This is a genomic window from Streptomyces sp. NPDC102467, assembly GCF_044765445.1.
In the GTDB taxonomy this organism is placed as follows: Bacteria; Actinomycetota; Actinomycetes; order Streptomycetales; family Streptomycetaceae; genus Streptomyces.
In genome coordinates, this window is sequence record NZ_JBIWKA010000010.1 from 16,843 (window position 1) to 37,343 (window position 20,501).

The following is a 20,501-nucleotide window of genomic DNA, read 5'->3' on the forward strand; positions in this document are numbered from 1 at the left end:
CGCGCTGCTTGTTCCTCATGCATGTTCGTACTGCCTACGGGGGCTTTCCCGCGGGATCCACGAGTCGGTGGGCCCGCGCCAAGTAGGGTGGCCGAACAGGCAGTTCGTACGTCCGGAAGGGGCCGCTCACCATGGCGGATGCACAGGAGCAGCACACCGCGCGGGAGTCTCGCCCGCCCGAGACCCCCGAGGAGATCACGGCCCGCAAGGAGCGCGAGAAGAACGAGCTGTACGCGCTCGACATCTCCGGCGTGGAGTGGCACAGCGCCCCCGGCACGGAGCAGCACGAGGAGCGGGTCGAGATCGCGTATCTGCCGGACGGCGCGGTGGCCATGCGGTCGTCTCTGGAGCCGGAGACGGTCCTTCGGTATACGGAGGCGGAGTGGACGGCGTTTGTGCTGGGGGCCAGGGATGGGGAGTTCGATTTGGAGCCTGCGCCGCATAATGGGGGGCTTGCGGACACGTAGTCGGAGCCTTGGTCATCAGCCTCGAGAGCGCAGACGGGTTTCAGGGCGTCTCCACCCTGTGGGAACGCCCCTCTCAACGCATACGGCGGACCAGGAAGAGCCGTTCGATCAGAAGACGGACAAGGCGTGAACTGTGTCGGCGTTCTGGATGAAGAAGCGGTTCCCATCCCCGATCAGGGTGTGCCTCTGGGTGTAGTCGAAGGAGTAGGTCCACGCGTTCTTGCCGCTGTCCTCGTACACGGTGCGCAGGACGACTCCGCGGGCGCTCCCTCCCGCGAACTCCTCCACGGTCCAGATACCGTTCCCCTGCCTGACAGCACGGTTCGCGGCCGAGACGCTCAGTGAGGTCGACCAGCGCTCGGCGCCCCCTTTCGGGTCGAGGCAGCGCGTGTAGATGCCCGCGTTGACGTAGATCGCGTCGGCGGTGGCGTCCGGCGGCCCCCACTCCTGCCAGTTGGTTTCCCAGTCGTACAGTTTTGCGCTCCACAGCGTCTTTCCGTCGCTGAGACGCTTCGCGTCCAGGGTCTTGCCGTTGACGTACACGGTGTCGCCGTACACGGCCGGAAAAACGTTCGCCGACTCCGGGCTGGTGTGGGTCCAGACCTTGCGTCCGTCGGAGGTGCGCACTGCGCAGACGTGGCTGTCCTCTGTCGTCAGTACGAGCCGCCCGCTCCCGATACCGGGCCGGGCACGCACTTTGCCGTTGACGATCTCCTTGGGGAGATTCGCTGTCCAACGCACCCGTGCGTCCGATCTGCGAATGCTGCGCAACCGGCCGTCCTTGGTCAGCACGTACACGGCCGTGTCGTCGGCGGCGAGCAGCAACTCCGCCTCCGCAGCCTTGCAGCTCCATTTGGCCTCACCCGTGGACGGGACAAAGGTGTGCAGGACGCCTTCGCCGTCGGCCGCCGCGACCAGCCGGTCGGACAGGGAGAGGTAACTGCTCTTGACCCGCATGTGCGGGGCTCCCCATCGCTGTATGCCGCGCACGACGTCGTACGCGACGATGCCCGCGTCGACCTTGCCGAAGACGAGGACGTCGCGTACCGGAAGCAGTCGGGGAGAGTCGGTGTCCACGTCGTCCTCCGCCCATAGGGACTTCGGGCCAGAAAAGGCGACGAGCCGGTTGACGGTGTCGAGTTTCGCGGTCGGGCGCTTGACCGCGGGCGGGATGTCGAAGGGGTCGGCCTTGTCGGTCCGACTGCCGAGCCACCACGCCGCGCTGCCGCCCCCGGCCGCCAGAACGGCCGCCCCGGTGCCGAGGACGGTCAGAAGCCGTCGCCGCGACAGCCCTTCGGATCCGGCCGGAGTCGTGACCTGGGTGGTCAACTGGCGTGCTGCGCCCTCACGCTCCTTGATGTCCGCAGCGAGCGCGCCACGCGTCCAGGCCCGCTCGGCGTTCTTGGGCGGTCCGAAGGCACCAGCGATCTGCGCTGGAGTGGGCCGCCATGCGGAGTCCTTGGCCAGGCAGGGGACGATGAGCTGACGCACCTGCTCGGGTACACCATCGAGTCGGGGCTCGCCATGCACCACTTCGTACTGGACGGCCGCGACATGGCTCCCCTCGAAGGCCCGCCGCCCGCCCGCCGCGTAGACCAGCACCGCACCCAGCGAGAACACGTCCGCGGACGGCGCGACCCGCTGCCCGAGGACCTGTTCGGGCGCGCCGTACCCCGGGGTGACCGGGACCTGTCCTGTCGTGGTGAGGGTCAGGCCGTGTTCCGGGCGAGCGATGCCGAAGTCGATGATGCGCGGGCCGGTCGACGTCAGCACGATGTTGGGCGGCTTGAGGTCACGGTGGATGAACCCGGCCGCGTGGATGTCGGCCAGCGTGCTCGCGAGCGTGGCCGCGAGAGCCCGCAGCGCCGGCTCGTCGAGCGGACCGTACGCGCCGACGGCCTGGTCCAACGTCAGCCCCGCCAGGAACTCGCTGGCGATCCAGGGGCGCCCGCCCTCGGTCCACGCGCCGAGCACGTTCGCAACACCCTTGCTGCGTACGGCTTGCGCGGCTTGTGCCTCGCGCACGAAACGCTGCGCGAGATTGGTGTCGTGGGCGAGTTCGGGCCGCAGCACCTTGACTGCTGCGAGCGTCGCGGCGCTGTCCTGCCCGACGTATACCTTGCCCATTCCGCCTTCGCCCAGGACGCCGAGGATGCGGTAAGGACCGAGTCGGAGCGGATCTCCGGCGCCAAGGGGTTTCATGATCAGGTCTTCTCCAGGCAAGTACTGGGCAGGGGGCGAAGGGCGACGAGTCGACGAGTCGACGAGTCGACGACGGCAAGCGTGATCAACTCATCGGGAACCCATAGACGTAGGCCTCGGTGACGCCCACGATCGCATTGCCTGCCGGAGCCGCAAAGAACTGGTCGGCGGTCGTGCGGTACGTCCGTGCCACGCCATGTCCGCCCAGGCTGACGGCACGCAGCCTGGCGCCGTTCTTGTAGTACGCATACTCATTACCGACGATCGGCGCCCAGTCGGCGCTCGCTCCGTCGCCGCTGTCACGGTCGGTGGTGCGCTCCCGCCACAACTGCTTGCCATCCGCGGCGGCGAAGACCGCGAGCCCCGCACCTCCGTCGACGGCATACAGCTTCCCGTCCTTGAGCATGGGCGGCCCGAAGTTCGGTCCCGTCGCCTTCCGCGATGTCCAGGATTCCCGGCCGTCGCGCAGTCGCAGGGCGCGCAACCGCTCTCCTCCGACATACACGTACGTGCCATCAACCGCGGGTCCGCAACGCAACGCGTTGGGTTTGGCAGCATCGCCCGCGACGTCCCAGACCACCCCGCCTGTTTTCGTGCTCCGCACGACGAGACGCGGTTCCCACTCCTTGGTCTCCTGGTACGTCACCAGCAGGTCGCCGACGACCGTCGCAGAAGTGAAGTGCAGCCGTGTGCTGTCGTCCTCACGTCGCGGCAGCGGCTTCGTCCACAGGGTCCGCCCGGATGCGCAATCGACGGCGCGCAACGTCCAGGTCTGGGACGCGAGAAAGCCGAGAGGGCTCGCCTTCCCCACCCCTACCACGAGGTAGGCAACTCCCGCGTTCACAGCGAGTATTTGAGAGGGCAGCAACTGGTCGTTGGTGGCGGAGAACCGTGCCACGGTCCTGGACGTCTGTCCGCTCGCCACGTCGACGACTTGCAGGGCAACGGGCCCGTGCGGATCCAGCTCGGCGTCCCCGAGCTTCGCTGTGAGGCGGTACAACTTGTCGTCATCCACCGCGACCGCCCACCCGGACTCGAACGTCGTGGCAGTCCAGCTGCCCTTGCCGCTGACGGCCACGATCCCATCGCTGGCACCGGCCAACGAAATGATCACCAGATCCTTCACGAAGCGTGGCAGGACGAGCCCGTACTCGGCCGCGTTGGACCTGCCGGCCGCATTCCACGTCGGATCGAGGTTCCGCGTACTGGAGGGGCTGTCGTCACTCGCAACGCTCCCGCCGCCTCCCTCGGGGCCTCTCCCACGCGACCACCACACACCGCCCCCGGTGGCCGCACCCGCCGTCAACACCCCGCCGACAGCGAGAAGTCCTCGGCGCGACACTGCTCGCGCCGAGCCCACCGCGGTCTCGGGGAGTGAGGGCCCCACGGGTGCGGGCAACCGCTGCGGCACGATCTGCCATACGTCGGCTGACCGCCGTCCGATCTCACCGAGCAGGCCGTGCGGAAGCTGGTCGACGAACTCGCCTTTTCCATCATGCAGTTGGCTGGCCAACTGCCCAACAGTGGGCCGCTGCGCGGGATCCTTGCTCAGACACCACTTCAAAACAGGAACCAGGGCGTCAGGTACGCCGCCGAGATCCGCCTCCCCGTACCGCACCCGGTACAACAGATCGGTCGCCTGCCCCCTCCCGAACGGCCCGCTTCCCCGCGCGGCATACACGAGCACGCCGGCCAGCGCGAACACGTCCCCCGCCGGCCCGTGCTCCTGTCCGGTGGCCTGCTCCGGCGACATGAAAGCGGGGGTGCCGACGGCGGCCCCGACCCGCGTCAGCCGTTCATCGCCGATGGCCCGGGCGATACCGAAGTCGATGACCTTCGGGCCGTACGCGGTGACGAGAATGTTGGACGGCTTGAGGTCGCGGTGAACGACTTCGGACTGATGCAACTGGTGAAGTGCCGTGCACAGAGCGGCCCCCAACGCCCGCAGTGTCTTTTCGGGCAGCGGCCCGACCGCCTCGACGGCCTCGTCGAGAGCCGGCCCGAGCACGTACTCGGTGGCGAACCAGGGCGTCGGAACCGCGAGCGGATCGGCGTCGAAGACCTTGGCCCCGAACTGCCCACCGATGACCCGGGCCGCGTCCACCTCGAGGCGGAACCGGGTCCGGGCCGCAGGGTCCTCGGCGATCCCGGGGTGCATCGTCTTGAGCGCGACGGTACGGCCGCCCGCACTGCGGGCGACGTACACGGTGCCCATGCCACCGCTGCCGAGTCTCGCGATCAGGCGGAACGGGCCGAGAACGGCGGGGTCGTCGTGGGTGAGAGGTGTTGGCATAGCAGCGTCGTGTCCGTCTGGTCCGTCCGGTGTGCCGGTTCAGTGGGTGTGGGGGCCGGGGTACGGCGCGTGCGCCGCCATGCCGTACGAGGCCGCAGGCATCGGCTCCGGCTCGACGGGCGTCTCCGCCGCGAGAACTGAGGCCGCCTGGTGCGCGAGGGCGGCGACGATTCGGGCGGGCAGCCATCCAGGGCCGAGGAGGGATGAGGCGCGGTCCGGGGCACCGAATCCCTGCGACTGCGCGGCAGCGCCACCAGCAGCCAGCAACTCGCTCGCCAAGTCGGCCAGTTGGGGCCGATGTACGGGGTCGCGTGACATACACCGCCCGACGACGGACCGCAGCCACGGCGGCAACTCGTCCCGCTCGGGGGCCGTACTGCCGGTCGCGGCGTACGCCAAGGTCGCACCCAGCGCGTACACGTCTCCGAGCGGCCGGGGCATCCCGCCCTGGGCCTGCTCCGGCGCGAGCGCGCTGAGGTCGACCCCTGGCAGACCGTGCCGCACAGCCCCGTCGGGTGCCGCAACTCGTACGGCACCGAATCCGGTGAGCCGGGGTCCGTCGTGTGCCACGAGCACGGCGGCAGGCGACACCCCGGCGTGGGTGAGGTTCTGCCCGTGGATCACGGAGAGCGTCTCGGCGAGGGCGAGACCCAGGGCCCGCACGGTTCGCTCGGGCAATGGGCCGCCGTTGACGGCGAGCGCGACGGGCAGAGGCAGCACGGGAAGGTAAGAGCTGGCGTGCCACGCCCCTTGCCCCGGCGGAGCAAGCTCTACAGCGGGCAGCACCCAACTCCCCACCAGGTAGCGGGAGGCGTCGGCCTCTGCCATGAAGCGGGCAGGGTCTGCACCAGGAAGAGGAGTACTGAGGAGAACCGTGCGGTCCCCATCGGGGGTTCGGGCGATGTAGCGGGCTGCCGGAGGCGGGCTGCCGGCTCCACCGTTCGCGCGGTCGAGCGGTGTGAGGAGCGCGTACGGCCCCACGCGCTGAGCACGTCCCCCCGCCCCGACACCGCTTTCCGACCTCTGCACGTGCAACAAACTCCCCCTGGTTCAGCGCAAGCGGCGCGAGCCTACTAGAGGGGCTGAGGGGGCGTGCCACCGGATACTGAGCATCCGCACGTCGACAACGACCGCGCGAAGGGCGTACGGCTCCACGGTGATCGGAGCGACCTCAGGCCCTCCACGGCAAGTCAGTCCGCTCTGCCGATCCCCACGGCGATCCACTGCGCATCAGGCAGACTCTTCTTACCGCTTCCCATGACGACCGAATTACCGAAGAAGATCCTTCCATCCTCGACCGTAACCGTAGTCGTGTTACCCCCTGCCCCACTGGTGACGCCTGGGGGAAGGGTGAAGCTGAAGTACGAACGCTCCCTGCCAGTGGCAGGATCCAACTCCACGAGCGTATTAGGGGCCACCTCATCCGTTCCCTCCTTGGCGGCGAGAATCCGGCCACCGCTCATACGAATCGGATGCAGCTGCTGGTTGGGCCCCGCGTCGAATTTCACACCGGACTTACCAGTTGAAAGATCAAAACCGACGAGCCAATTCGTATCATTACCGAGAGTTTCACTCACGGCACCACTTACGACGAACACCTGGTCGTCCGTGACAATGGCGCCGGCACAGCCATTGCCCCGATCGGGGTCGCACCTCACCTGGTAGTGGTCCCCGTCCATACGGATGGTCGCGCGGAGCTTTCCTTGGTCATCGAGCGAGAGCAGGTCCGTGACCTCGGCTTCCCCTGCCTCGACTGCCACAACGACGGGTTCACTCGACACGATGTTCATGTAGACGTGTCGAGCCGCGTGATAGATCCAATCGATTCGACCGGAACGCGGATCCAACTTCTGAACTTGATACCGAATATCTTTATAATCATCACTGAGGGCGCAAATATAACTCACAACAAGCGCCTTACCACCCTGGACTTGAGCGTCATTACACTGATTCGTCCGGCCACGCTCCCAGAGCATCTTCCCGGACTGCATATCGACGCCCGCGGTGCCTTCCCACCACGTCGCGACAACCACACCACGGGTCATAGTGATATGTGTAGGCTCGTCGAAGGTAGACGCTTTCCACGGAATGGGGACGTCCCAAAGCTTCTTTCCGGTGTCGAGGTTGAACATCACCAGGTGATCACAGGCATCCTCGTCCTTGCCGCCCTTATAGGCGACAGCCGTACGACCATCAACGGTCACATAGGGCGACGCCGCACATATGTCCCCGGGAAGCTGGAGAGTCCACGCGTCCTCTTCAGCTGTGCCGACCTTGACGGCAACAAGGGAAGCGCCCTTTCCGTTGACCAGGGTTTTCTTGGTAGCCCATGTACCTAGAGTGGGCTGCTCCTTCCCCGGCGCCACACCTCGAGCCATCATCGTGGCCTCAAGATGCCCCACCCCACCTTTGGGACGCGCTTCCACGCTCTCCCTGATGTCATCCCCTGCAGAAGCTGGCGTCGTCTTCTTTTCTACCTCGGCCGAAGAGTTCGACACCTTGGGCCAGAGGACCCAGCCGCCGACAAGCAAGGCCACGATCCCCACGAAGACTGCGGCAAGTACGTAGGACCGGCGGCGACCTCGCCCCCGTGCTTCTTGCCGCGACTGGGTGAACTCAGAGGGCGGCGGCCCGAACGTCATGGCGATCTGCGCCTTCCTCAGTCGTCAGCCAACAGCCGACTCACCCGAAATTCCAAAAAGAGAAGGTGGGCGCCTCCCGCGCGCGCCCACCTGAGTTCCCCTACAACTGCCTACTACTGGAAGTAGCTGGCAGCCTTCTTGTCGCCGTCCATGTAGGTACCGCCGGAGGTACCCACAACGTGGCCGATGCTCTGCAGCGCCGCGTGAATGTCGGCAGCTTCCTTGTCCCACTTCTGCAGCTTGGTGCCGAAGGTGTCCTGAGCGGAGCCCGCCCAGTACTCACGGCTCTTGACTACAAGCTGCTTGAGCTCCGCCAGGTCGGCCTCGAGCGTCTTCGCGTCGTTGCCGATCTGGGTCGCTGCCTGATCGAGCCCGTCGTACGTTACGAGCAGGCCATCGCCGTTACTGACCATCTGCGTTTACCTCGCTGGATCCTGTGTGTGGTCTGACTTCTGATGCCTTCAATGCGCTGACGCGTCAGAAGGTGCTCAGCGAAGACGCGCCGTCCGTGGCGGAGATCTTGGCCACCGAGGAACGCACGTCGTCCTCAGTGCTGTCCTTGATGTTGCGCGTCTTGTTCATCGAGTCGATGACATCCGCCAGGATCTTGCCGATGTTCTGCAGCGAGGTGTTGATCTCAAGCTGCTTCTTGTCGAACTCGGCGCGACCGATGCCCTGCCACTTGCCCTCAAGGCCGTCGATAACGCCCTGCAGGCTGTGCACACGCTGCCGGATGCCGTCGTACTTCTCCGACATCTGCTTCTCAAGCTTGATTACTTGCTGATCTTCGAGCTTCTGCTGTGGCGTTGCCATGCTGCTCCTGCCCTTCTTCGGTCTGCCTCTTGATCCATTACTCCGACTCCGCCCCTCATGAGGCTGAGCCGCTCCCCCGTGGTCCGCCCAAGAAACGCAGGGAACCCACGGTTGAAAGTCTTGTCAGCTGCGCCGCGACCTCATCACAGCGAATCCCCCGCCGCCGATCACGATCACTGCGGCGACAGCACCAAGCACAATCCACAACGTGTTGCTGCCACTTGACGACTTCGCTTCCGATCCTGCCGCTTCGGCCGGGACATCTGAAGCCTTTTGCGAGGGCTGTGACGAGCCTGATGCAGAGGCGGAGGGCTTGGTCTCCGTCTCGGTGGCGGGCTTCGCCGCGCCGCCGTTCTCCTTGGCGAGCGGATCCGACTTCGCCGAACCAGCGTTGTAGTCAGCGTCCTCAAGCACCTTGCGAGGGCGGACAGTTCCGTAGCCCAGGTACTTGCTCGGGTCGTCCTTCTTCCACGTACGGCTCGCCGTGTCGATCAACGAACGCAGGACCTGGTTCGCCGTCCAGTCGGGGTGGGCGGACCAGACGAGGGCGGCGGCGCCGGAGGCGACAGCTGTCGCCTGGCTCGTGCCCTGCCCTTCGTCGCAGTACGACCGGAAATTCTGATCGCACCACCTGGGAATGTTCTGGCCGGGGGCTGCCAGGTCAACATAGTTACCGTTCGAGGCAAACTTCCCCACCGTGCCGGTCTCGTCGACCGCGGACACGCCGACCGCGTAGGGATACGCCGCCGGGTAGCTGATGTGCCCCGAAGACTCGCCCTCGTTGCCGACACCCACCATCAACAGCTTGCCTTTGGACGTCGCGTATTTGAGCGCGGCTTCCTGGTCGGGGTCGATCGTGGCCGAACCGAAGGACATGTTCAGGATCTTGGCGTCCGAGTCCGCTGCGGCCCTGATCGCCGCGGCAGGCTCTGGTGTCTTGGCGAGCTCCGCTTTCCCCTCAAGGCCGGTGAGCTTGATGCGGTACGGCACGATCTTCGCCCCAGGCGCAAGACCCTTCAAGCCGCCGCCGGCGCCCGTTCCCGCGATGAGCTCCGAGATCGTCGTGCCGTGACCTGTGTAGTCCTGAGTGGCGTGGTACGAGACCGATTTGGGCACTTCCCCTGTGAGGACCTGCCCCTTCAGTGACGGCGTCTGCGCGTTCACGCCTGAGTCGATCACAGCAACCTTGACGCCCTTGCCCGTGCTGACCTTCCACATCTGGTCGGCCTGCATCGCGTCCAGGTACCACTGCTTGGACTGTGCGTCATACGCCGCAGCGCCCGGCGCGAACCCCACACTCACGGCTGCCAGGACACCGACAACCGCCCCTACCGCGCGCACACGTCTGCCACTGCGGACCTTGAGCGGCGCGGAACGATCGGTTCGTCGGCTGGTAGCTGACTTCATGGTGCTTTCAGTCCTCGCTCGGCTTCAGTTGACGACCGGCGGCACGTCGCGCCGGTCGGCAGGCAAATGTGTGTTCACGTCCTCGACGACGTAGTCGGGACGCTCCGACACCTCTGTCTCTTCCTCGCGCGGCTCACCGTTGTTACCCGGGCCGCGCACCAGGCCGGAGCCGCCACGTGTCATCCCGTTCCGCTCGGCCCGCGCTGCGGAGCCGCGCGAGGCGGGGTTGCCGGTCACCGACTCGCGTGATGGGGCACCGCTCCTCGTCCCAGCTGCGTTGGGGCCCGCCTGCTTGGCGGCAGAGCCGGGTCCACCGAAGACGCCTCGCTGTCCTACACGACCCGTCGTCGACCGGCCGTTCCCCGCGGTTCCCTCAGCACCCATCACCGAGCCACGAGGGATGCGCGAACCGCTCTGTCCGGTGCGCGCAGCCGTGGGGCGACCGCCCACCACACCGTTCGAGCGACCGGCACCTGTCCCGCCGGCCGTGCGGGGCGTCTGTCCCCCGGTAGCCCGCGGAGACCCGCCCGTGATGCCTCGTCCCGATACAGGCGATGTCTTCCCAGCAGGGCCACCGGACTTGGCAGTCGAGCCCGCCCTGCCCATCTCGCCGGCGCCGCCACGCCCCGCGGAGCGAGCCGTGCCCGACTCGTTCGTGCCGGGCGCCCCTCCGGGCCGCCCCTGCGACGAGAACGGGGCGCGTGACCCGGCCGAACCCATGTTGCGGCCGGTCGTGCCGCCCGTCATCGGGGGGACGTACCCGTTGCTGAATCCGGTGGGCGAAGGCCCCGTGGGGTTCGGTCCGGAGACCGGGGAAGGTCCGGTCGTCGGCGAGGTCGTGGGGGGCGACGGAAGCGTACCGACGCTGTTGATCTCCGTACCGACAGGGCGGTCCGGGGAGGTGATAGTGCCAGTGACGTCCGTACGGGGCGGCGTTGCGTCGGCCCTGTGTTCATCGACGTAAGTGCGACCATCGGCACCTGCGTCCCCGCTGCCTGTCACCGAGGATGCGCCACTACCGCCCCCGGAACCGCCGCTCCTCTGACGCTGACTGCCGTCGATGACGGCACCCGTCGGCTTCGGCACCCCTACATCCGGCATTGCCCCAAGCTTCGGCGGTTGGGCGTTCAGCGCGGTCAACTGCTTCGTGGACACGACGTAGTAGGAGGACAACCGGTTCATCTGGTTGATCGCCTCTTGGCGGTTCTTCTCAACCTTGACCGCCGCCGCGTATTCGGCGTTGCTGTCCACCTGCTTGTGCGCCGGGTAGTCCTTCGGCTGCATCTTCTGCTGGTCTGCCGGACGCGTGTCGCGCTCCGGCATGGCACCGCGGACGGACGCCAACCCCATCGATGCCGAGGAGAGTTGGTCGCCGGCGCTACCCGCGAACGTGCTGAGCTGCTCTCCGTATGCGACCAGGTCCCTGCCGAAGCCGCGGAAGCTGTCTCCGGACTTACCGACCCAGTGGACCCTGGTGACGTGCCCGTCGAGTTCGGATGCGGCCTTCTTGATCGCGTCACGCGCGTTCCACAGGGCGGTGCCGGACGACTCGAGGTCCGCCGGGTTCGTCTGCGCAACCATGTCGAGCATCGTGTTGAGGTCGATGCCCGGGGACTCGAAGTCGGACTCGCGTTCGCCGAGTGCCTGGCCCGCCGGGGTGAATCCGACAGCGGCGTGCAGTACGCCGTTGAACCAGCCGCCGCCGGTGTTGTTGTCCTCTACGTCGTGGGCGAAGTCTGTGAACTGGTTCTGCTGCTGGACCCGTTCCCGGTCCGCCTCGTGGTTGTGTCCAGTCATGGTCAGAACCCAGCCCGCTTCGTCTCGTTGTCGTGCTTGGTGCCCTTGCCGTCAGCCTGGAACTCGGAGATCTCGGTCTGGATCGCCCAGAACCGCTGCCGCTGCTCTTCTTCAAGGTTGCCGAAGCCACGGTGAGCACCCTGCACAGCGATACCGATCGCCTCGATCTGCAGGCTCAACGTCTTGGAGAGCGTGACAAGGTTCGTGTGCACCGCGTTGTAGGCCGTGAACAGGTCCTCCGCCTCAGGGAAGGCGCGTGCCCCCGCGTTGTGCAGAGAAGCCTTGTTGATGCTCTGCGCACTCACCTTCGTGGGACTGCCCGCCGAGGAGTCCAGATCCCGGAGCACCGCGTCGACCCGCTTCTGAAACGTGGTCAGCGCCTCATTGGTCACCTCCAGGTTGGCAGCTCTGGCCGCCGAAGGTCCCCCCACCATGTCTGCTGGAAGCACGACGCCTTCCTCCCCGTTTCCCCGTACGCCCGGCTCAGCCGAGCCCCACCGTGCATCTGCTCGCTCGTTGTCGCAATCGCGATGCCGCGATGCCTTACAACGCTCTTACCACTGTAGTCACCCTGTACATCCACTCCAACCGAGCTTCTGCGTTAACTCCGTTACGAGACTGCATCAAGAGCCACACCTTCCGGGGCGAACCGGAATAATCCTCCCCGTCGCACCCTCCGGCACCACATCACCCCTGCACCAAGCTGCGTCGCACGAATCGTCCCCGTACGGATGAATCCGACGAACGAGCAGAGCTGGTAAAAGATCCTCCACCGAACATCCACATTCGGGACTGGAGCGATTCAGGCTCCGGCCTGGCATTTTTTGACCAGTTGCTAACTTGACCCGGAATCAAGGCGTCCAGCTGTGGCGTCACGGCTCTTGTTACGCGGGGGAAGGATCGCCCATGGCATGGGATGAGTGGGAGCAGCTCAAAGCGGACGCCGCCGGACGGCAGTCGACTCATATGCAGTTGAACCAGCTCGACGGCGGAGGCGGCGAGGGGGGTGCATCGGCGTTGCCGGGCAAAACCGGGGACCTCCACGTGGAGAACGCGGACCTGGCCAAGATCGGCGGCCATGCGCACACGCTCTACAACCAGCTGTGGGACAAGGCACGCGTGTCCATCCCAAGTAGCGACACAGCGGCCGGCGATCTGTCGGGGCAAGGGTTCGCACTGGGCAGCGGCCTCAAGCATGTGTCCAACCGGTGGGACGAGCAGCTGAAGTCGCTGATGGACGCCTGTGCGCAAATTTCGAACCACATGCAGGTCACCAAGAAGGTGCACGCGGGCGACGACGCCTACATCCAGCGACAGATGAGCAGCATCGATGCGCTGGACGCGGGATTCGACGAACGGGTCGGCGGGCCCGGCGAGAAGAACCCGGTTTACGAACCGAAGAAGAAGTAGCGAAGCGCAGAGGCATCAGAGACAAAAAGGAGTAACGAAGATTCATGGATCTCGAAGCGCTGCGGTTCGCCAACTTCAAGACGCTCGACGACGCCGTCTCCGACTGGGACCTTCTCGTACGCCACCTCGCGGACCTGAAGAAGGACGCCGAGGACGGGTTGCACGCCGCGGCGAACAAGGCCAACTGGGCGGGAGTCAACGCCCAAGTGTCCAAGGAGTTCATCGGCAAGACGGCCGGCGAGTTCACGGATGCCCACACGCAGGCCACGACCGTTCACAACATCCTGAGCGACACCCGGGACGAGCTGAAGCAGTACAAGAAGGATCTTGACTCCGCCATCGACCGCGGGCTCAAGAAGAACCTCACCGTGACCAGCACCGGCGACGGCGGCTTCACGGTCACCATGAACATCCATCCGGACAGGGCGGCCAAGGGGACCACCGTTCCGGAGCACAGCGAGAGCGACGTCACCGCGCTGCGCGACGAGGTGCAGGGGATCCTCAGCAAGGCCTCGGAGAGCGACAATTCGGCCAGCAAGGTCCTGACCGCGATCGCCGATCAGTCACAGATGGGCTTCTCCGACGCCAACTACAAGGATCGCGACTCCGCGGCGGACGCCGTGAAGGCCGCCGAGGATCTCGCGAAGATCGCGGCGAAGAATCCCAAAGACCTCACGCCCGCCGACTTCGACAAGATCAACGCCGGTCTGGAGAAGTACAAGGACGACCCGCTGTTCGCCGAACGGTTCGCCACCCAGCTCGGGCCGAAGAAGACCCTCGAGTTCTGGGAGGGAATCAACGACCCGCACGTGAACCCGAACGTCGGCCGCGAACGCCTCGACAAGCTCGACGACCTCCAGCGCAACCTCGGCATGACGCTCGCCACGGCCACCCGGAGCGACTCGGGCGACATGACCAGCTGGAAGGGCAACATGATCAAGTTGGGCGATCAGCCGGTCGGCCCCAACAGCCTCGGTCCCACCGGCTTCCAGGTCATGAGCAACCTGATGCGGACGGGCGACTACGACGACGACTTCCTCAAGAGCTACGGCACCAAGCTCATGGAGACCGAGCGCAAGATCACGCGAGACGGCGAGGTCGACAACCGCATCTGGACGCGCGGGATGAACATGCCCTGGCTCAACCGCATCGGCGACGACAGCGGCGCCGACCCGCTCACCGGTTACCTCAAGGGTCTGTCCAACTCCCCGGACGCGGCGACCGACTTCTTCAACGAGGAGTACCTGCCCAAAGACGACGACCACAAGGAAGCCGTCAGCAACTTCAAGTATCTCTTCGAGGACCGGAAGTGGCCCGAGGAGACCGACCTGCACGGTGACGCTCTGCACACCGGGCAGAACAATATGGCTCTGGCCCTGGAAGCGGCCACGACCGGTCACCCCGCGGGCGAGCTCCCCACGGCGGACACTCCCGCGCACACCGCCGACCAGGCAGGTCTCATGCGGGATCTGGTCAACTCGATCTCAGAGGACCCAGGCCGCCTCAAGGACAACGACTACATGTCGGACAGCGTCGGCCAGATCGGCGCCGAGTATCTCCCGGATATCCACCGGGCGATGGCCGACGGCCCCAAGGTGGGCGACGGCGACACGTCGAGCTGGAACAAGCTCTACCCGCTGGCCGGCGAGGACGCGAAGCTCGACCACAACGCGGTCGCTCGATTCCTCGTCACGGCGAGCCAGAACCCCGAGGGCTACGCCGCGCTCAACGTCGGCGAGAAGGCCTACACAGCCAGCCTCATGGATTACCACCTCAACCCGGACCTGCCGGAGGACCAGCGCTACCCGCACGACGCGAAGGACACGATCACCAGTCTTTCGCGCAAATCCGGTGAGTTCAACGGCCTGTTGGCCCAGGGTCGCCAGGAAGCGGTACTCGGCCCGGCGAACGAGAAGGACGGCGACTTCGACTACGCCGTCAACCAGAAGAAGAACGTCATCTCCGGCATTGTGGGGACCGGTGTCGGCATCGGTACGAGTTTCATCGCCTCCCCCGTGGTGGGTGCGGGGGTGGGCGGTGTGGCAGGCACGGTCACGTCCGCGGTTCTGGAAGGGTTCTTCAAGGACGAACAGGGGGAGTACCGGTCGGAGGCCGGTCACGACATCGCGACGCGCTGGGAAACCATCAAGGACACCACCACCAACGTGAACTACTCGGCCGCGAACGAGGCAGCCAAGGCTCATCACGCGAGCTACGGCGACCAGATCGACACCTGGGTGAGCGAAGGAACGGCCACGGGGTTCAACGACGCGAACACCGATATCCACGCGATGGCCAAGGATCTCGACACGGAGATCCCCGACTGACCCCGCCCTGGGGTGAGGGTCGCCGCGCGGAGACCCTGACCCCATCCCCCACCCATCCCAGCTCACATGAACGGCATGAAGAAGACATGGATCGCATTCCGCCCCGGTGGGGCCGCCTGACCGTCCTTGCGCTCGGTGCGGTGCTGCTGTCCTGGTCAGTCACCGCGTGTTCCTCCTCGCCGCCCGAGCGCGCGTACACGGTCCCGGACAGCCTGTGCGGCACGAAAGTGTCGAGCGGCTCCTTGAAACCACTGCTCCCGACGGGCAAGAAGATCTCCGCCCAGCCGACCTCTGCCGTGAACGTCGAACGATGCCGCCTCCAGGTCGATGGCGAGACGGCGTTCTCCAGCAGCGTGGAGAAGCGTTCTTCCGATGTTTCGGCACAGGACGCGGCCAAGTCCGCGTTGGGCGTCGAGCCCACGGACTCCGTTGCGGACAACGGCCGGTTCGTCTATGCGAAGACGGGCGCGGTCGGGCGGGTGGAGTGCTCCGCGTCGGCCGAGGCCGGGCGCTCTCTGTGGGTCACCGCGCGCACCACGCACCCTGCCGGGGAGAAGGACATGCTGGCTTTTATCCGCGCCTACGCGGATACGGTGGCCGGGACGGATGCCTGCGCCAAACTCTGAAGACGGACCTTCTGTCTGTTCGCCGCTTCGCCCCGGGCGGGACAGGCGATGAACCTCGCCGCCATCTCGCACAGTGGGTCGTCGTCACTCAGGCGTCGGCAAGGTGTTGCGGGGTTTTCCGGAGGGCTCGGGTGTCGGCCCGGGCGCCCCTGATCGGTTCCACGACCGTCCGAGCTCAGACCCTCCAGCCCTGGGCGAAGACAGCGGCATCAGGGTCGGTCCCACGGCAGACGGCAGACGCGTGTCGGCGCAGGACTCGGCGAGGTTCCGGCCGTCAGCTCGCAGCCGGCGAAGGCGTGTCATCGGCCTTGATGTCGAAGTCGACGTTCTTGCCGTCGACCTTGGACACCTTGACCGTCACGCCGAGGGTGCTGCCGTCGCTAGCCGTGAGCGTGCAACGCGCGGTGTTGCCGACCTTGCCCACGAGATCCTTGGGGCAGGTGATGTCCGGCTTGGGCTGGCCCGTCGACTTGGCGAGCTGCTCCGCGACCGTGTCGGACAGCTTCTCCTTGGACACCTTGGGGTCGGTGTCGCCGACGCTGACCGAGCCCGAGCAGCCGATGAGCAGGACTCCCGCGGCTGCGACCGAGAGGGTCCACGTTGCGGCGGAGAGACGGGACTTGCGCATGGTGGTTCCGTTCCAGATGTTCAGGCAGACAGAGATCAGACAGGCGTGGATACGAGGTGGCGCGGAGACGTACACGGTCGCCTTCGGAGCATGCTCAGCATATGGCGCTCAGAGAGACCACACTCGGTATAATTCGTATTAAAACGGTCAAGCCGTAACGTTCCATAGGGTCTTCGCCATATCAGCGAACGATCTTCACTTCGCAACCGCGATCACGGTCTCAGCGATATCCCCTCTACTCTCGAGCCATGAACACGCTCGTAGAGATCCTGGCGAAGGTGCTCTTCTTCGGTTTCGTCGTAGGAATGTTCGCTCTTGTCATCACGATGTTCGTCCGCACGAACCGTGCGAACAGGCGGACCAGTGAAGGACGGGCACAACTGGCCGGATTCGCCCGAGAGCGCGGATGGACGTACGAAAGGCGCACCTACGGACAGATCGATCAGTACTGCGGGGTCGGTCCTCTTCCCGGGCGTGGTTCGAATTTGCGCACTTGGCACTACATGACCGGTGAGTTCCGCGGCCGTTCCTTCAAGTGCTTCGAATACCACTACACCGACCCGCTCTCACCGACTACGCAGACCGGCCAGCGACAGATCACGGTGGCGACCGTCTTCGTCGTCACGGCTCCAGGTGCGGGGCCGGACCTGGAGCTGCGACGCGCCGGTCGGATGGACGGCTTCTTCGACGCGCGGGCCAAGATGGAGCTGGGCGTGCCGGAATTCGACGAGAAGTTCCGGGTTGTTGTGGCGGACGAGAGCTTTGCCCGGCAGGTGCTGAGCGCGGACTTGGTGCCCTTTCTTCTCGCCGCCCCACAGGCGAAGGAATCTCCGCTGCAGCTCCGCGACGACGAGCTCTTCACCTGGTACACGGGCGCCCTGTCGCCGAAGGTCATCCAAGAGAAGCTGACGTACACGTGTGACGTGCTCGACCGGGTGCCCGCTCACGCCTGGTCGTCCGATCCTCGGTCGTCGGCCGCACCCGCCGCGGCCGACGCGGCGCCCAAGCCCGGGCTGTGGAAGGGACAGTCCCTGGGGACGAAGCTGGTTCTGGTCATCGCAGGCATCGGTTTCCTGGGCGGAGCGGTCGGCGCGCCGATCGCCCTGCTCCTGAGCAACCTGGGTTAGGTATCGGGAGGTTGGGCGGGTCCGATGGGGCCATCCCGATGGGCAGTCCCTGGGGGCGGAAGCTATCGTTCCGGACCGAGTTCACGCCATAGCGATGCGCACCATACTGTGGGGGCATGAATCAACTGGTTGAGATTCTGGTGAATGTGCTCATCTTCGCCTTCATTGCGGGGATCTTCGTCCTCGTCTTCATGCTGTCCAGGCACGGACGCAAGAAGAACAAACAGATCACTGAGGCATACACGCAACTGGCCCGGATCGCCCCGGAAAAAGGGTGGACGTACACACCCCACGTATACGGGCGAATCGATCAGTACTGCGGGACGAGGCCAATGCCGGGGTCAGGGTCGAACCTGGGCGCCCATCACTACACAACAGGCGAGTTCCGCGGGCGGTCCTTCGTATTCTTCGAGCACCGTCAAGTCAGCGGCTCCGCGACGAGTCAACCCGGAGACGCGAAGACGGTCATCGTCGACTCGGTTTTCATCGTCACCGCGCCCGGCTTCGCGCCGACCGTGGACGTTTTGCTGCCGAGCAAACTCGACGCCGTTCTCGACCGCAGGGCCAGGACGGAACTCGGCGTGCCGGAATTCGACGAGAAATTCCGGGTCGTCACCGACGACGAAGAGTTCGTGCGGAACGTGCTGGGCGACACCGTGGTGCCCTTCATGCTGACGGACTCACGGGCTCCGTCGTCCCCGCTCCAGTTCCGCAAGAACGAGTTGTGCACCTGGTACCGGGGCACCTTGTCCTCGGATGCCGCCGACGAAAAGCTGAACTTTCTGTGCGATGCGCTGGACCGCATTCCGGCCCAGGCATGGAGCGCTGCCTGAACGGACACAGACGAAGGCCCACAGACGAGTGCCCCTTGCCGCAGTGGAGGCAAGGGGCACTTCGGCGCTCCACACGTTTCAGTCCGACGTCTCCTCGGCCGGGCGCACCGTTCGCAGAAACGCCTTGAAGTCCTCGATCACTTCTTGGAGTTGGCTCTGCTTGGCGGTGAGGACGAGTTCGATGAGCGCGCGCTTGGCGGGGTTCTTCACGTCCTCCATGCCGAGGTACACCTGGCTCTGACACAGCTCCACGGGCTCCCCCCGCAGAGTGGTCGAGAGAGTCAGGTTCTGGACGATGCCGGGTGAATCGGTCAGACCGGGGATGTCCGGTGTCCCCACTTCAGCCTTCTTCAGGACCCGGACGGTCCCGCCCTGCGACAGTCGGGGCACTGATTCATCGGCGATCTGCGACAGGCTGGCACCGTCGTTGCGCATTTCGCCGGCGATGGTGATGTTCGCGGTGAATCCGCCATCCACGGAGGCACGGTGGAGCGCTACGAACGCGACACCCGGAGCCCCCACCTCGTCCGGCGGCGCCGCCTGCCACCCGTCGGGCAGCGAAAAGGAGATCTTGATCGGCAACGTCGTCGCCATGGTGGTTCCAATCCTTCGGTGAACGTCGACTCAGGCTAGAACCAGCCGCCGACCGTGCTGTCCCAGGCATCGCCCACGGCATCGACCGCGTCCTCCGCCGTGTCGACCACCTTGCCGGGATCGACAGTGATGTCGACCGACACCTTGCCGCCGACACCAAGGCCGACACCAAGGTCACCACCAATGGTGAACTTGCCGTCCTTCATGCCCAGGTCGGCGCTGGCGGACGCACCCACGCCTGCCCATGCCTCGCCGCTTGCACCCGCGCCGACACCACCGACGTCGGCCGAGACCGACCCGGTGGCCTTGGCCCCGGCGAACGCCTCCGCTCCGGCGTGCAACCCGTCCTTGCCCACGCCCAGGTTCGTCGAGACGTCAGCTCCCACGAAGGCCTTGCCCTCGGCCTGGCCGGCGACGATGCCGTACTCCGCACTACCGGTGGCCGAGGCCTGCGCCAGGTACGCGCTGCCCGAGGCGTTCGCCTGGAGCTGCCCGTCGACGAAGCCGGCGCCGGCACCCGCGCTCACGCCGAGCGTGGAGATGCCCGCGTTGCCCTTCACGTCGAAGACGCCGACCTTGCCGTCACCGGAAGTTCCCAGCGACCAGGCGTCGGCGCTGCCCTGCCATTCGGCGAGCTTGACGTTCACACCGGGCTTGTTGGACTGCGGTGGAGCGGTCGGGTCGACGGTCTGGTCCTTGATGAACCAGTTGCCGTTCTCGTCCTTGCCCCAGACCTTGCGTGTATTTTGCTCCGTGCCGTCGGCCCTGGTCCGCCACTTCTCGTTCGCCCAGGTCCACCGGGTCTGCGAGGTCTTGAGCGTCCCGTGCTCAGCGGCCCACTGCCTCGCGTCGACGTAATCCTTGGCTTCCGCAAGCCACTTGGGGCTGTCCTTCGCGTCGCCCGCCAGATTGCCGAGCGCCTTGGTCAGCTTCTCGGCCGCGGTCTTGAGCTGCTTCTTCGCAGCCTCCAGGACCTCTTCCGCCGCGTCGTGCTCACCCTTGTCCCACTTGTGGATCGCTGTCCGCGCCTGCTGCTGCGCCCAGCTCAGTGTCGAGGAGTACGAAGTGACGGCCTTCGCGGCGTCCGACATCGCGTCCGCGGCGAGGTACCAATCCTTCTTCTCTTTGCTCAGCGTGGGCCAGAAGACGTCGCTGGCCTGACCGGTCCACCCCGGGACCTTGAGGTCGCGCAGACCGTCCCCGATCGCCTCGAACTTGGTCGACCAGCCGTTGAAGGTGGTGACGACCCCGCCGAGCTTGCCGGCGTCACCCGGAACAAGGTCCTTGGGATCGTCCGTCCATCCCAGCCTGTTTCCGCCCATGGATCCCTGTACC

At 65.9% G+C, this 20,501-nt stretch carries 18 protein-coding genes; 6 read left to right on the plus strand and 12 right to left on the minus strand.

Annotation, left to right across the window (positions count from 1 at the left end):
- The first annotated feature begins 131 nt into the window (after positions 1-131).
- On the plus strand, positions 132-467 hold the full coding sequence (locus tag ACIREE_RS21460; protein WP_404154331.1) for a DUF397 domain-containing protein: 336 nt from the start codon (positions 132-134) through the stop codon (positions 465-467).
- Positions 468-575: 108 nt separating this feature from the next.
- Here the strand turns inward: ACIREE_RS21460 and ACIREE_RS21465 are convergent, their stop codons facing one another.
- The 9 genes from ACIREE_RS21465 to ACIREE_RS21505 form a co-directional block, all read right to left on the minus strand.
- On the minus strand, positions 576-2,669 hold the full coding sequence (locus tag ACIREE_RS21465; RefSeq protein WP_404154334.1) for a protein kinase: 2,094 nt from the start codon (positions 2,667-2,669) through the stop codon (positions 576-578).
- Positions 2,670-2,754: 85 nt separating this feature from the next.
- Positions 2,755-4,962 (minus strand): protein kinase, encoded by a 2,208-nt coding sequence (locus ACIREE_RS21470; protein WP_404154337.1) that lies wholly within the window; start codon positions 4,960-4,962, stop codon positions 2,755-2,757.
- A 39-nt stretch (positions 4,963-5,001) separates the two neighbouring features.
- Positions 5,002-5,790 (minus strand): serine/threonine protein kinase, encoded by a 789-nt coding sequence (locus ACIREE_RS21475; RefSeq protein ID WP_404154340.1) that lies wholly within the window; start codon positions 5,788-5,790, stop codon positions 5,002-5,004.
- Between the two features lie 362 nt (positions 5,791-6,152).
- Positions 6,153-7,604: a hypothetical protein gene (locus ACIREE_RS21480; RefSeq protein ID WP_404154342.1), complete on the minus strand. Its 1,452-nt coding sequence runs from the start codon at positions 7,602-7,604 to the stop codon at positions 6,153-6,155.
- A gap of 113 nt (positions 7,605-7,717) precedes the next feature.
- Entirely contained in the window at positions 7,718-8,017 is a 300-nt protein-coding gene (locus tag ACIREE_RS21485; RefSeq protein WP_404154345.1) for a WXG100 family type VII secretion target, read from the minus strand.
- Positions 8,018-8,081: 64 nt separating this feature from the next.
- The gene (locus tag ACIREE_RS21490; RefSeq protein ID WP_404154347.1) at positions 8,082-8,417 is read right to left on the minus strand and encodes a WXG100 family type VII secretion target; all 336 of its coding nucleotides are present in this window, start codon (positions 8,415-8,417) and stop codon (positions 8,082-8,084) included.
- A 123-nt stretch (positions 8,418-8,540) separates the two neighbouring features.
- Positions 8,541-9,758, minus strand: coding sequence for a S8 family serine peptidase (locus ACIREE_RS21495; RefSeq protein ID WP_404155131.1), 1,218 nt, complete (start codon positions 9,756-9,758; stop codon positions 8,541-8,543).
- 90 nt (positions 9,759-9,848) lie between these two features.
- Positions 9,849-11,621, minus strand: a complete 1,773-nt coding sequence (locus ACIREE_RS21500; RefSeq protein ID WP_404154349.1) for a hypothetical protein — start codon at positions 11,619-11,621, stop codon at positions 9,849-9,851.
- 2 nt (positions 11,622-11,623) lie between these two features.
- Positions 11,624-12,070 (minus strand): hypothetical protein, encoded by a 447-nt coding sequence (locus ACIREE_RS21505; RefSeq protein WP_404154352.1) that lies wholly within the window; start codon positions 12,068-12,070, stop codon positions 11,624-11,626.
- Between the two features lie 457 nt (positions 12,071-12,527).
- Between ACIREE_RS21505 and ACIREE_RS21510 the strand changes: the two genes are divergently transcribed.
- From ACIREE_RS21510 to ACIREE_RS21520, 3 genes are all read left to right on the plus strand, one after another.
- Positions 12,528-13,031, plus strand: a complete 504-nt coding sequence (locus ACIREE_RS21510; protein ID WP_404154354.1) for a hypothetical protein — start codon at positions 12,528-12,530, stop codon at positions 13,029-13,031.
- A 44-nt stretch (positions 13,032-13,075) separates the two neighbouring features.
- The gene (locus ACIREE_RS21515) at positions 13,076-15,358 is read left to right on the plus strand and encodes a hypothetical protein (protein WP_404154357.1); all 2,283 of its coding nucleotides are present in this window, start codon (positions 13,076-13,078) and stop codon (positions 15,356-15,358) included.
- Positions 15,359-15,444: 86 nt separating this feature from the next.
- Positions 15,445-15,984, plus strand: a complete 540-nt coding sequence (locus tag ACIREE_RS21520; RefSeq protein WP_404154360.1) for a hypothetical protein — start codon at positions 15,445-15,447, stop codon at positions 15,982-15,984.
- Positions 15,985-16,258: 274 nt separating this feature from the next.
- Here the strand turns inward: ACIREE_RS21520 and ACIREE_RS21525 are convergent, their stop codons facing one another.
- The gene (locus ACIREE_RS21525) at positions 16,259-16,612 is read right to left on the minus strand and encodes a DUF4333 domain-containing protein (protein ID WP_404154363.1); all 354 of its coding nucleotides are present in this window, start codon (positions 16,610-16,612) and stop codon (positions 16,259-16,261) included.
- Positions 16,613-16,860: 248 nt separating this feature from the next.
- Here ACIREE_RS21525 and ACIREE_RS21530 point away from each other — a divergent pair, with 248 nt between their 5' ends.
- The gene (locus ACIREE_RS21530) at positions 16,861-17,739 is read left to right on the plus strand and encodes a hypothetical protein (RefSeq protein WP_404154366.1); all 879 of its coding nucleotides are present in this window, start codon (positions 16,861-16,863) and stop codon (positions 17,737-17,739) included.
- A gap of 116 nt (positions 17,740-17,855) precedes the next feature.
- The gene (locus ACIREE_RS21535; RefSeq protein ID WP_404154368.1) at positions 17,856-18,572 is read left to right on the plus strand and encodes a hypothetical protein; all 717 of its coding nucleotides are present in this window, start codon (positions 17,856-17,858) and stop codon (positions 18,570-18,572) included.
- Positions 18,573-18,650: 78 nt separating this feature from the next.
- Here ACIREE_RS21535 and ACIREE_RS21540 read toward each other — a convergent pair whose 3' ends face one another.
- Both ACIREE_RS21540 and ACIREE_RS21545 read right to left on the minus strand, forming a co-directional pair.
- Positions 18,651-19,166, minus strand: coding sequence for a hypothetical protein (locus ACIREE_RS21540; protein ID WP_404154371.1), 516 nt, complete (start codon positions 19,164-19,166; stop codon positions 18,651-18,653).
- 35 nt (positions 19,167-19,201) lie between these two features.
- Positions 19,202-20,488 carry a putative T7SS-secreted protein gene (locus ACIREE_RS21545; protein ID WP_404154374.1) on the minus strand — a complete coding sequence of 429 codons (1,287 nt, stop codon included), beginning with the start codon at positions 20,486-20,488 and terminating at the stop codon, positions 19,202-19,204.
- Positions 20,489-20,501: the final 13 nt, after the last annotated feature.

What these genes read in the sequence shown, in the direction of transcription:
- ACIREE_RS21460 (WP_404154331.1), top strand. Translation starts at nt 132, where the DNA reads ATGGCGGATGCACAGGAGCAGCACACCGCGCGGGAGTCTCGCCCGCCC.
- ACIREE_RS21465 (WP_404154334.1), bottom strand. Translation starts at nt 2,669, where the DNA reads ATGAAACCCCTTGGCGCCGGAGATCCGCTCCGACTCGGTCCTTACCGC.
- ACIREE_RS21470 (WP_404154337.1), bottom strand. Translation starts at nt 4,962, where the DNA reads ATGCCAACACCTCTCACCCACGACGACCCCGCCGTTCTCGGCCCGTTC.
- ACIREE_RS21475 (WP_404154340.1), bottom strand. Translation starts at nt 5,790, where the DNA reads ATGGCAGAGGCCGACGCCTCCCGCTACCTGGTGGGGAGTTGGGTGCTG.
- ACIREE_RS21480 (WP_404154342.1), bottom strand. Translation starts at nt 7,604, where the DNA reads ATGACGTTCGGGCCGCCGCCCTCTGAGTTCACCCAGTCGCGGCAAGAA.
- ACIREE_RS21485 (WP_404154345.1), bottom strand. Translation starts at nt 8,017, where the DNA reads ATGGTCAGTAACGGCGATGGCCTGCTCGTAACGTACGACGGGCTCGAT.
- ACIREE_RS21490 (WP_404154347.1), bottom strand. Translation starts at nt 8,417, where the DNA reads ATGGCAACGCCACAGCAGAAGCTCGAAGATCAGCAAGTAATCAAGCTT.
- ACIREE_RS21500 (WP_404154349.1), bottom strand. Translation starts at nt 11,621, where the DNA reads ATGACTGGACACAACCACGAGGCGGACCGGGAACGGGTCCAGCAGCAG.
- ACIREE_RS21510 (WP_404154354.1), top strand. Translation starts at nt 12,528, where the DNA reads ATGGCATGGGATGAGTGGGAGCAGCTCAAAGCGGACGCCGCCGGACGG.
- ACIREE_RS21515 (WP_404154357.1), top strand. Translation starts at nt 13,076, where the DNA reads ATGGATCTCGAAGCGCTGCGGTTCGCCAACTTCAAGACGCTCGACGAC.
- ACIREE_RS21520 (WP_404154360.1), top strand. Translation starts at nt 15,445, where the DNA reads ATGGATCGCATTCCGCCCCGGTGGGGCCGCCTGACCGTCCTTGCGCTC.
- ACIREE_RS21525 (WP_404154363.1), bottom strand. Translation starts at nt 16,612, where the DNA reads ATGCGCAAGTCCCGTCTCTCCGCCGCAACGTGGACCCTCTCGGTCGCA.
- ACIREE_RS21530 (WP_404154366.1), top strand. Translation starts at nt 16,861, where the DNA reads ATGAACACGCTCGTAGAGATCCTGGCGAAGGTGCTCTTCTTCGGTTTC.
- ACIREE_RS21535 (WP_404154368.1), top strand. Translation starts at nt 17,856, where the DNA reads ATGAATCAACTGGTTGAGATTCTGGTGAATGTGCTCATCTTCGCCTTC.
- ACIREE_RS21540 (WP_404154371.1), bottom strand. Translation starts at nt 19,166, where the DNA reads ATGGCGACGACGTTGCCGATCAAGATCTCCTTTTCGCTGCCCGACGGG.
- ACIREE_RS21545 (WP_404154374.1), bottom strand. Translation starts at nt 20,488, where the DNA reads ATGGGCGGAAACAGGCTGGGATGGACGGACGATCCCAAGGACCTTGTT.